The sequence below is a fragment of the Xanthomonas sp. BRIP62411 genome, assembly GCF_003993525.1.
Lineage (GTDB): Bacteria > Pseudomonadota > Gammaproteobacteria > Xanthomonadales > Xanthomonadaceae > Xanthomonas > Xanthomonas euroxanthea.
Window position 1 is genome coordinate 405,882 of the sequence record NZ_QEZI01000011.1, and the last position, 11,928, is coordinate 417,809.

An 11,928-nucleotide genomic window follows, 5' to 3' on the forward strand; every position below is an offset into this window, starting at 1 on the left:
CAATGAGCCTGCATCCGAACATCCAAGCTGTCACCGACCGTATCCGCAAGCGCAGCGCGCCGTCGCGCGCGGCGTATCTGGCCGGTCTCGATGCCGCCCTGCGCGAGGGTCCGTTCCGTAGCCGTCTGAGCTGCGGCAATCTTGCGCATGGTTTCGCTGCGTCCGAGCCGACCGACAAGTCGCGCCTGCGCGGTGCGGCCACGCCTAACCTGGGCATCATCACCGCCTACAACGACATGCTGTCGGCACATCAGCCGTTCGAGCATTACCCGCAGCTGATCCGTGAGACCGCGCGCACGCTCGGCGCCACCGCGCAGGTTGCCGGCGGCGTGCCGGCAATGTGCGACGGGGTGACCCAGGGCCGCGCGGGCATGGAGCTGTCGCTGTTCTCGCGCGACAACATCGCCCAGGCCACGGCGATCGGCCTGAGCCACGACATGTTCGACAGCGTGGTGTACCTGGGCGTGTGCGACAAGATCGTGCCGGGCCTTTTGATCGGCGCGCTGGCGTTCGGGCACCTGCCGGCGCTGTTCATGCCGGCCGGCCCGATGACGCCAGGCATTCCGAACAAGCAGAAGGCCGAAGTGCGCGAGCGCTACGCCGCTGGCGAAGCCACCCGCGCCGAATTGCTGGAAGCCGAATCGTCCTCGTATCACTCGCCCGGCACCTGCACCTTCTACGGCACCGCCAACTCCAACCAGGTGTTGCTCGAAGCGATGGGCGTGCAGCTGCCCGGCGCCTCGTTCGTCAACCCGGAACTGCAGTTGCGCGATGCGCTGACCCGCGAGGGCACCGCGCGTGCGCTGGCAATCTCCGCGCTGGGCCAGGACTTCCGTCCGTTCGGTCGCCTGATCGACGAGCGCGCCATCGTCAACGCCGTGGTCGCGCTGATGGCCACCGGCGGCTCGACCAATCACACCATCCACTGGATTGCGGTGGCGCGCGCGGCCGGCATCGTGCTGACCTGGGACGACATGGACCTGATCTCGCAGACCGTGCCGTTGCTGACCCGCATCTACCCCAACGGCGAAGCCGACGTGAACCGCTTCCAGGCTGCGGGCGGCACCGCGTTCGTGTTCCGCGAGCTGATGGACGCCGGGATGATGCACGACGACCTGCCCACCGTGGTCGAGGGCGGCATGCGTGCCTATGCCAACGAGCCACGCCTGCAGGACGGCAAGATCGTGTACGTGCCCGGCACCGCGACCACCGCCGACGACAGCGTGGCGCGCCCGGTCAGCGCCGCATTCGAGTCGCAGGGCGGCCTGCGCCTGCTGCGCGGCAACCTGGGCCGTTCGCTGATCAAGCTGTCGGCGGTCAAGCCGCAGCACCGCACAATCGAGGCGCCGGCGGTGGTGATCGATACGCCGCAGGTGCTCAACAAGCTGCATGCCGCCGGCGTGCTGCCGCACGATTTCGTGGTGGTGCTGCGCTACCAGGGTCCGCGTGCCAATGGCATGCCGGAACTGCACTCGATGGCGCCGCTGCTGGGCCTGTTGCAGAACCAGGGCCGGCGCGTGGCGCTGGTCACCGACGGCCGTCTGTCCGGCGCCTCGGGCAAGTTCCCGGCGGCGATCCACATGACCCCGGAAGCCGCACGCGGCGGTCCGATCGGGCGTGTGCGCGAAGGCGACATCGTGCGCCTGGACGGCGAAGCCGGCACGTTGGAAGTGCTGGTGTCGGCCGAAGAGTGGGCATCGCGCGAGGTCGCGCCGAACACCTCGGTGGCCGGCAACGACCTGGGACGCAACCTGTTCGCGATCAACCGCCAGGTGGTTGGCCCCGCCGACCAGGGCGCCATCTCGATTTCCTGCGGCCCGACCCGTCCGGACGGCGCACTGTGGAGCTACGACGCCGAGTACGAACTCGGTGCCGATGCCGAGGCCGCCGCCGCACCGCACGAGTCCAAGGACGCCTGATTCCCCTTCCCTCTGCGCGACCGCCCTGCGGTCGCCGTCTACCGGAGTTGCAATGACGATTGCCCAGACCCAGAACACCGCCGAACAGCTGCTGCGCGACGCCGGCATCCTGCCGGTGGTCACCGTGGACACGCTGGACCAGGCCCGCCGCGTCGCCGATGCGCTGCTCGAAGGCGGCCTGCCCGCGATCGAGCTGACCCTGCGCACTCCGGTCGCGATCGACGCACTGGCCATGCTCAAGCGCGAGCTGCCCGACATCGTGATCGGCGCCGGCACCGTGCTGAGCGAGCTGCAACTGCGTCAGTCGGTGGATGCCGGTGCAGACTTCCTGGTCACCCCCGGCACGCCGGCGCCGCTGGCGCGCCTGCTGGCCGACGCGCCGATTCCCGCAGTGCCTGGCGCGGCCACGCCGACCGAGCTGCTGACCCTGATGGGCCTGGGCTTCCGCGTCTGCAAGCTGTTCCCGGCCACCGCCGTAGGCGGTTTGCAGATGCTCAAGGGCCTGGCCGGTCCGCTGTCCGAGCTCAAGCTCTGCCCCACCGGCGGCATCAGCGAAGCCAACGCGGCCGAGTTCCTGTCGCAGCCGAACGTGCTGTGCATCGGCGGCTCCTGGATGGTGCCCAAGGACTGGCTGGCCCAGGGCCAGTGGGACAAGGTCAAGGAAAGCTCGGCCAAGGCTGCGGCGATCGTGCGGCAGGTGCGGGCTGGCTGATTTGTGGGCCGCATCCCGCGCTGGATAGCCGGGTGGAAGCTGGTTGGCTGAGAGACGCTGATCAGCTGGCGTCCTGGTGTTAATTGAGGAAAGCCCGGGTTGCTGGCGGTTTGGTTTTGGTCGAGGAGAGCCCGATTGGCTGGCGCCTTGATTACATGCGTGGGAGCGGCCCGCGGGCGCCGGGGCAGGACACGCCGTGAGCCCATCCATGGGGGCTCTTACACGCGCCATGTCGTGTAAGGTCCTGCCCCGGCGCCCGCGGACCACTCTCGAATGTTCCTGCGTTGGCGGAACGGAGAGCAGATTGGCACGCATCAAAATCGAGCACTGAACCGGCTGCCGTTTTTCGTCGCCCAACGTCGCGGAAACGACTCGCCGAAGCGACAGCGTGGCCGGGGATTGGCGGAGAGCGGCACATGGATGTGCCGCGGCGGCGAGTCAGACAGGATGTCTGACCGAGCCGAGGAGCCAGTCCGCGGACGCGCTGCCGCCCTCACCGAAGCCAGCGACTGACAGCCGCTTGATTGGCAGTGCTCAGGGCACTCGTACACCTCTCCCCCGGCGGGATAGCAGCTTCAGGCGGCTCGTGATGTTCAAGACTCAAGCGCTACGTGGCGCTGGCGTGTTCGGCGCACCGTGACACGCCAGCAGATCCCTGCTCTGCTTGCTGGTGTTAGCGAGAATCGCGCGGGCTCTGAAAACAAGACGGGCAATTCGCTTGCCTTGACTAGGTCATGGCAACGACTCGCCGAAGCGACAGCGTGGCCGGGGATTGGCGGAGAGCGGCACAGGGATGTGTCGCGGCGGCGAGTCAGACAGGATGTCTGACCGAGCCGAGGAGCCAGTCCCCGGACGCGCTGCCGCCCTCACCGAAGCCAGCGACTGACAGCCGCTTGATTGGCATGCCCGGAGAACCCGTACCCTCACCCCAACCCCTCTCCCGACGGGAGAGGGGCTCAGGCAGCGCGTAACGTTCAAGACTCAAGCGCAACGCTCGCCGGCAGCATCTTCGGCACACCGCGCGCACGTCGTACCAGCGCTGCTGCGCCATTGCTCATGTCATCGAGAATCGCGTAGATCGTCGGCAGGAACAGCAGGCTCACCACCGTCGAAAATGCCAGCCCGCCGGCAATCGCGCGGGCCATCGGGAAGTACGGCGGGCCGTCGCTGAACATCGTGGTGCTGGTCAGCGAGATCGGCACCATCGCCAGGATGGCGGTGCCCATCGTCATCATGATCGGCCGCAGGCGCTCGCGTGAGCCTTCGATCAGCGCCTGGGTGCGGCCCATGCCGCGGCGACGCAGGTTGTTGATGTGCTCGATCATCACGATGCCGTTGTTCACCACAACGCCCATCAACACCAGGATGCCGATGAAGGACATGATCCCGAACGAAGTGCCGGTGATCCAGAACAGCCAGAACACCCCGAAGATCGAAAACACCACGCCGCTCATGATCGCCGCAGGAAACAGCAGCGACTCGAACACCGCCGCCATCACCACATAGATCATCACCAGCGCGATCACCAGGTTGAACACCATCTGGCCCATCGCTTCGCCGTCGTCCTGGTAATCGCCGCCGTCGAAGGTGTAGCTGTAACCGGCCGGGAAGCTCATTGCCTTGAGCGGCTTTTCCATTGCCGCGCGTGCTTCCGGTACGGTGACCTTGCTGGCCAGGTTGGCCTTGATGGTCAGCGTGGTCTGCCGATTGGTACGGCCGATCTGCGTGGCGGCCGGGCGAATCTGCACATCCACCAGGCTGAGCAACGGCACGCTGCGGCCATCCTTGGTGCGCACCGTGAAGCTGGCCAGGTCTTCCGGCTTGCTCTGTTCGGCGCCGGCAAAGCGCACCCACACCGGCACCTCGTTGTCGCCGCGGCGGAACTCGCGCAATGGCGTGCCACGCAAGGCCAGGCCCACGAAGCTTGCCACCTGTTCGGCACTGAAGCCGAAGGCCGCCGCACGCTCGCGGTCCACCCGGATCGCCAACTCACTGGTGCGATCGCCGGTATCCACATGCACATCGCGCAATTCCTTGCGCTGCGCCAGCAATGGGATCACCTCGTCGGCCAAGGCCTGCAGGGCCTGCGTCGAGTCGCCGACCAGCTGCACCTGCACCCCTTGATTGCCGCTACCGCCATCGCCCTGGTTGCCGATGCTGTAGTCCGCACGTGCCGAGCGCGGCAATGCCTTACGGATCTGTTCCAGCAGCGGTGGCAGGTCCTTGACCTTGCCCGCGTCGAAGGTCACGGTGGTGCTGCTGCCTTCGGCCTCGCTGAACCACGAATAGATCTGGGTGATGTGGTACTTGTCGCGATGGGCCTGCAGGTAGTGCTCGACCCGCCCGACCTCCTCGCCCATCTGCTCATGCGTGTACGAGCCTTTCCACTGGTACTGGATGAAGGCCTCGTTGCCGCCGTCGCCACCGAACATGTCGACCTTGGTCAACTTCATCGGCACCAGGCTGATCGCACTGACCAGCACGATGCCGGCCACGCTCCAGCCGCGATGCGCGAGCGTCCACGCCAGCACCCTGGCGTAACGGCGCTGCAGCCGTGCGATCACGCCGCGCTCTGAGCTCACCATCGGCGGTGTCTTCATGCGCGCCGACAACATCGGAATCAGGCTGATGGCCACCAACCACGACGCCAGCAGCGATACCGAAATGGTGATCGCGATCTGTGCCATGAAGATGCTGATGTTGTTGGTCTCGCCGAACAGGTTCGGCACGAACACGATGCAATGGCACAAGGTGCCGGCGCTGAGCGCGATCGCCACACTGCGCGTGCCGAGCAAGGCCGCCAGCTGCGGCTGGCCGGGCATGCGCTCGCGCTCCTGGTAGATGCTTTCCACCACCACCACCGCGTTGTCGACCAGCATGCCGACCGCCAGCAACAGGCCCATCATGGTCAGGATGTTGAGCGTGACGCCGACGAAATACATGAAGCCCAGCGTGATCGCAAAGCAGATCGGAATCGCCAGCGTCACCATCAGCGTCGATGGCCAGTGGCGCAGGAAGAAGAACAGCACCGTAATCGACAAAAGCAAGCCCACCGCGCCGGCTTCTGCCAGCTCCGCCAGCGACGAGGTCACCGCCTTGCCCTGGTTGTCGATCACCTTGATCTGCACATCGCGCATCGCAGGTTCGGCGCGAATGTCCTCGACCTCCTTCAACGCCGCCCTGGACACATCCACCAGGTTGGCGCTGCGCTCCTTGTAGATATCCAGCCCGATCGCCGGCCGTCCATCCAGGCGGCGTCCGTAATTCATCCGCGTCGGCTTCAACCGCACCTGCGCAATATCGCCAAGACGCAGCCCTTTTGCGTTGAGCACCAGCTCGCGCAGCTCCTGCAGGTCGCGCAATTCGCCGATCGGCTGGACCCGAATGCGCTGGCCGTTGTCATCGATCTGGCCGGCAGACACCGAGAAGTTGAGCTTGCCCAGGCGCTCGCTCAACTCATTGAGGCTGAGGTCGTGCGCAGTGAGCCGGTCTGGCGCGATCGCGATCTCCACCTCGTTCGGCGGGGCGCCGGAGATCTCCACCTTGGCCACGCCGGGAATCCGTTCGATGCGCCGCTTGAATTCGCGGTCGAGCATGTCGTACGCGCCGGTCAGGTCGGTCTGGCTGGCCAGGCGCACCTTGAGCACCGGTTCGTCGCTGCTGGACCATTTGTAGATGTGAAAGCGCTGCAGATCTTCCGGAAAATCGTCACGGATGGCATCCAGCCGCTCGCGCGCATCCGATGCGGCGATGGCGATGTCGCGATCCCAGTCGGAGAACTCGATGAAGATGTTGGCGCCATCGGCGGTGGCGGTCGAGCGCATGCGCTTGATGCCGGTCATCGTCGCCAGCGCCTCTTCGGCCGGCCGCACCAGGTTGCGTTCCACCTCGTCCGGGGTGGAGCCGGTGTACGGCAGTTGCACGAACAGGAACGGCGCGGAAATGTCCGGCAGCGCCTCCAGTGGCAGCCGGAATGCGGCAATCAGCCCCACCACCACCAGCGAGACGAAGCACATGATGGTGGTGACCGGGCGACGGATGCTGAAGGCGGCAACGCTCATAGCGCCTCCAGCCCGTCGGAGTTCCCGGGTGCCTGCGCACGCTGCCCGGCCATGCGTCGGCCGCGCTCCAGGTAGTACGCATCGGCGCGCCGATCCAGCAGGTCGTACACCACCGGGATCACCAGCAGGGTCAGCAGCGTGGACACCAGCAACCCGCCGATCACGGTGATCGCCATCGGCGCGCGCACCTCGGCACCCTCACCCATCGCCACCGCCAGCGGCAGGAAACCGAACAAGGTGCACAGCGTGGTCATCACGATCGGCCGCAAGCGCGAACGCGCACCTTCGATCAAGGCCTCGCGCTTGGGCACGCCGTCCTCGCGCAACTGGTTGACCTTGTCGATCAGGATGATCGCGTTCTTGGTCACCAGCCCCACCAGCAGGATCAAGCCGATGAACACCACCACCGACACCGGCTTGCCGGTCATCAGCAAGGCCAGCACCGCGCCGACCATCGCCAGCGGGATGGTGAACAGGATGACGAACGGATGCAGCAGCGATTCGAACTGCGAGGCCATCACCAGGTAGACCAGGAAGATCGCCAGGCCGAACGCGAACAGCAGCGACTTCACCGATTGCGCCAGCTCCTCGCCCTGCCCGCCGATATGCATGCCCACGCCGGCGGCCAGCGGATCGTTGCGCACCATCGACTCGACCTCGCGCACCGCACCGCCCAGGTCCATGTCATGCAGGCTGGCCGACACGATCGCCACGCGGGTCTGGTCGGCGCGATGGATCTCGCTCGGCCCGGTCGTCGCCACCACCTCGGCCACCGCCGCCAGACGCACCGGCCGGCTGCTGCCGGGGTTGACGATCAGCTGCCGGATCGCGTCCACGCTGGCGCGGTCGCTGTGCTGCGCGCGCACCAGCACGTCGATCTTGCGATCGCGAAAGCTGTAACGCGTGGCCACGTCCCCGCGCACCTTCTTGACGATGACATCGGCGATCTGGCGCGTGGTCAAGCCCAACGCACCCGCGCGCTCCTGGTCGAAACGGATCTGGATCTCCGGGAAGCCCTCCTCCACCGTCGACTTGACGTCGGCATAGTGACCATTGGCCCGCAGCATCGCCGCCAGCTTCTGCCCGGCACGTTCCAGTTCGCCCAGGTCCTGCCCACGCAGCTCCACTTCCAGCGGCGTGGAAAAACTGAACAACGCCGGCCGTGCAAAATCCACCTGCGCCCCCGGGTGCCCGGCCATGCTGTTGCGCAGCCGCGTGGTGGCCGCCGCTTCCACTGCCGGGCTGCCGCCACCGGCCATCACCACGGTGAGCTTGCCGATGTTCTCGCCGCTTTCGGTGGGATTGGCGTCCAGCCGCGTGCCGCTGCCGCTGACGCCATACAACGAGGCGATGCCCGGGTCCTTGTCGTGCGCCAGCTGCAACTCGCGCACCAGCGCGTCGGTTTGCGCCAACGGCGTACCGGAAGGCAGCTTCACGGTCATTTCGAAGCGGTCCTGCGCCAGCTGCGGAATCAGGTCCGCCCCCAGCATCGGCACCAGCAACACGGTGCCGACAAACGCGGCCGCCGCCAGTCCCAGCACCAACCCGGGCCGCCGTAACGCCGCCGGCAGCATCGCCAGATAGCCACGCTCGGCACGGCCATACGGCGCCATCGCCAGATCGCTGGCCTTGCGCATCACCGGCGACACCACCCGCGCGATGCCGCGCCACAGCCGGACCACCGCCCACGCCACAGCGAAGAACGCATAGCGCACGCTCGCCCCGGCTCCGCGCCGGCCGGCGGCCACCGGCTTGAGCCAGCGCTGCTGCGGCTGCCACTGCGGGTGGCTCGGCTCATCCGGGAACGCCATCGGCGGCGCGCCCTTGAGCGAACTCAGCATCGGGATCAGCGTCATCGACACCACCAGCGAGATCGCGATCGCGATCGCCACGGTCATCGCCTGGTCGCGGAACAGCTGCCCGGCGATGCCTTCGACGAACACCAGCGGCAGGAACACCGCGATCGTGGTCAGCGTGGACGCCATCACCGCCATGCTCACTTCACGGGTGCCGGCGATTGCGGCATCCAGCACGCTCAGGCCGCGCTCGCGCGCCTTGGCGATGCTTTCCAGCACCACGATCGAATCGTCCACCACCAGGCCGGTGGCCAGCGCCAGACCGCCCAGCGACATCACGTTGAGGCTCAGGCCCAGCTGGCCCATGAAGAAGAACGTGGTGATGATCGACACCGGCAGCGACAGGCTGATCACGAAGGTGCTCCAGCCATCGCGCAGGAACAGGAAGATGATCAGGATCGCCAGCACGCCGCCGATCACCGCATCCTTCTTGACGTCGCTGATCGCGTGCTCGATGAAGTGCGACTGGTCCTCGATGGTGGTGATTTCGACATCGCCGGGCACGGTCGCCTTCAACTGCTCCAGCCGCTTGCGCAGCGCTGCGGCGGTGGACACGGTGTTGGCGTCGCCTTCCTTGTAGATCGCCAGCTCCACCGCTTCCTTGCCACCCAGGCGGATGATCGCCTCGCGCTCCTTGTAGCCCTGGCGCACCTCGGCCACATCCTTCAATCGCACCGGCATGCCACCGGCAATACTGCTGGTCGACGACGAGGACGTGCTCTGCACCTCGGCCGCCGCCGCCAGCGCCGCCTGCGAGCCGGTGGACGCGGCGATCGCATACATCTGCTGCATCGCCGCTTCCGCGGCGCTGCCGCTGCTGCTCTGCGTGGTCACCAGCATGTTGCGGATCTCGTCCAGATCCACGAACTGGTTGACCGTGCGCACCAGATACCGCTGCGAGCCTTCTTCCAGCCGGCCGCCGGAGATGTTGACGTTCTCCTCCTTGAGCCGGGTGATCACGTTGTCGATCGGCAGGTTGAGCTGGGCCAGCTTCTGCTGATCGATATCGACCTGGATCTCGTCCTCCAGCCCGCCGCCGACCTTGACCGCGGCCACGCCGGCCACCGGTTCGAGCTTCTTTTTCAGATCCTCGTCGGCATACCGACGCAAGCCGGTGAGCTGGCGGATCGCATCGCTGTCGGAGGACGGTGCCTGCTTCGGCGACAACGCCAGCCGCATGATCGGCTCGGTCGATGGATTGAAGCGCAGCAACACCGGCGGCTTGGTTTCCAGCGGCAGCGACAAGGCTTCCATCTTGTCGCGCACCTCCAGGCTGGCCTGGTCCATGTTGGTGCCCCAGGCGAATTCCAGCACCACATCGCTCTGCCCGGTGCGCGAGATCGACTTGAGCTTGCGCAGGTTCTTGACCACGCCGACCGCTTCTTCCACCGGCTCGGTCACCAGCGTTTCGATTTCCGCCGGCGCCGCGCCGGTGTATTCGGTGCGCACGGTCAGCGTGGGATAGCTCAGATCCGGCAGCAGATTGACCTTGAGGCTGCGCAAGGCGATCAGGCCGAACAGCAGCATGGTCACGGTGATCATCGCGATGGTCACCCGCCGCCGCGTGGCGAAGGCCACCAGACCGCCACCGCCGGACAAGGACGCATGCGGGTCGTGCACGGGTCCGTGCGGGTTGCCGTGATCGCTCATGAGCGCTTCCCGTCGCTGCCGGTTGCCGGCGCCGCAGCCGCAACCGGCTTGCGATCGGGCTGGCCGATCACCTTGACCGCAGTGCCATCGCGCAGTGCCACCTTGCCGGCGGTCACCACCTGGTCGCCTTCCTTCAGGCCTTGCCGCACTTCCAGCCACGGACCTTCGGCATAGCCGAGTTTCACCGGCACCCGGCTGGCCTTGCCGTTGCGCACCACGAATACCGCCGGCTCGCCATCGTCCAGCAATGCCAGGCGCGGAATCACCAATGCATCCTTGCGCTGGTCGTAGTCGATGCGGATGCGCCCGAACATGCCCGGCTGCAGCGCTTCGGCGCCCTGGCCAAACGCACAGATCACCCGGAAGGTGCCGCTGCCCGAATCCACCACCGGCGCAATGCGATCGACCTTGCCGATGAACTGCTGGCCGGGCAAGGCATCGGCCAGCAAGGTCACCGGCTGGCCGGATTTGAGCGTGGCCAGTTCGCGCTCGGGCACGTTGAGCGTGGCTTCCAGCTGGGAGTCGTCGACGATGCGGAAGATCGGCGTATTGATCTGCACGAAGTTGCCGGTCTTGATCGAGCGCGAGGCGATCACCCCGGAAATCGGCGCCTGCACCGTGGTGTAGGACAGTTCCAGCGATGCCAGGCGGTGCTGCGCGCGGCTGTTTTCGACATCGAACTTGAGCTGGTCGACATCGGCGGCACTGACCAGTTGCTGCCCCACCAACTGGGTGGCGCGGCGGTAGCTGTTCTCCAGCTTGCGCAGCTGCGCTTCGCTTTGCGCCACCGCCAGATGCGCGCGGTCCGGATCCAGGCGGACCAGCGCCTGGCCCGCGGACACCTTCTGCCCCTCTTCCACCATCACCGCCAGCGCCACGCCGGAGGTCTTTGCCACCACCTGTGCTTCGGCACGCGGCTCCAATGCGGCGGTGCCGGTATAGCTGGCCGCCACCGCACGGCGTGCGGCCTTGGCAATTTCCACCGGCACCGCGTCGACGCTCTTCTTTTCCTCGGCCGCCTTGGCCGCGCCATCTCCGGCCTTGCAGCCGCCCAACAACAGGCTCGTGGTGATCAACAATGCGGCGGCGCAGGTTCCGCTGCGGCCGGGCAAGAAAGAGCGTGGCGACATCGTCGTGTCCTAGTGGATGCGTGAACAGGTGTTGTAGGCAAGTAGACCACCCGAACGATGATGTCGCCAATGCGCCAAAGGTCATGGTCTGTTCAAGTTCGCCTATTCACCCCGTTTGCGCGGGGCCAAATCGCAGGCATACTCGGACCGGTTCCGTCATGCCCCCACGTGCGGACGTTCAATCAGTCTTCCGGATACGAAACCATGCGCCCGCAGCCGCTCGCCGCTTGTCTCGCTCTGGTCGTCTTCCTGCCGTTTGGGGGCGCATCAGCGACACCATCAGTCCCGCCAGCCGCACCCGCCACGCCTGCGCCCACTGCGGCGGCGGCTCCCCCCGCAGCGCCCACCGGCAACCCGTCCAACGGCCGCTTGCTGGCCTATACCTGTCAGGGTTGCCACGGCGTCACCGGGTACAAGAATGCCTATCCGAGTTATCGCGTGCCCAAGATCGGCGGCCAATCCAGTCAGTATCTGACCCAGGCGCTGACCGAGTACCGCCAGGGCAAACGCAAGCATCCCACCATGCAAGCGCAGGCGCAGAGCTTTTCCGAGCAGGACATCGCCGATATTTCCGCCTACCTGTCCACCCTCAAATAAGCG

6 protein-coding genes are annotated in these 11,928 nt (G+C 66.4%); 3 read left to right on the plus strand and 3 right to left on the minus strand.

Features of this window, described 5'->3' with window-relative positions; translation table 11 throughout:
- Window positions 1-2: 2 nt before the first annotated feature.
- Window positions 3-1,919, plus strand: a complete 1,917-nt coding sequence (gene edd, locus EO139_RS09880) for a phosphogluconate dehydratase (RefSeq protein WP_104650444.1) — start codon at window positions 3-5, stop codon at window positions 1,917-1,919.
- A gap of 52 nt (window positions 1,920-1,971) precedes the next feature.
- Entirely contained in the window at window positions 1,972-2,631 is a 660-nt protein-coding gene (locus tag EO139_RS09885) for a bifunctional 4-hydroxy-2-oxoglutarate aldolase/2-dehydro-3-deoxy-phosphogluconate aldolase (protein ID WP_104650443.1), read from the plus strand.
- A 974-nt stretch (window positions 2,632-3,605) separates the two neighbouring features.
- Here EO139_RS09885 and EO139_RS09895 read toward each other — a convergent pair.
- Genes EO139_RS09895 through EO139_RS09905 form a run of 3 tightly spaced genes read right to left on the minus strand, consistent with a single transcriptional unit; the run spans window position 3,606 to window position 11,328 of the window.
- Window positions 3,606-6,692 carry an efflux RND transporter permease subunit gene (locus tag EO139_RS09895; RefSeq protein WP_104650442.1) on the minus strand — a complete coding sequence of 1,029 codons (3,087 nt, stop codon included), beginning with the start codon at window positions 6,690-6,692 and terminating at the stop codon, window positions 3,606-3,608.
- Window positions 6,689-10,198 carry an efflux RND transporter permease subunit gene (locus EO139_RS09900; RefSeq protein WP_104582551.1) on the minus strand — a complete coding sequence of 1,170 codons (3,510 nt, stop codon included), beginning with the start codon at window positions 10,196-10,198 and terminating at the stop codon, window positions 6,689-6,691. Before EO139_RS09900 ends, EO139_RS09895 begins: the two co-directional genes overlap by 4 nt.
- Complete coding sequence (locus EO139_RS09905) at window positions 10,195-11,328, minus strand: efflux RND transporter periplasmic adaptor subunit (RefSeq protein ID WP_164739801.1); 1,134 nt, start codon at window positions 11,326-11,328, stop codon at window positions 10,195-10,197. The genes EO139_RS09900 and EO139_RS09905 overlap by 4 nt, the downstream gene beginning before the upstream one ends.
- Before the next feature lie 204 nt (window positions 11,329-11,532).
- Between EO139_RS09905 and EO139_RS09910 the strand changes: the two genes are divergently transcribed.
- Window positions 11,533-11,925 carry a cytochrome c gene (locus EO139_RS09910; protein ID WP_126942092.1) on the plus strand — a complete coding sequence of 131 codons (393 nt, stop codon included), beginning with the start codon at window positions 11,533-11,535 and terminating at the stop codon, window positions 11,923-11,925.
- Window positions 11,926-11,928: the final 3 nt, after the last annotated feature.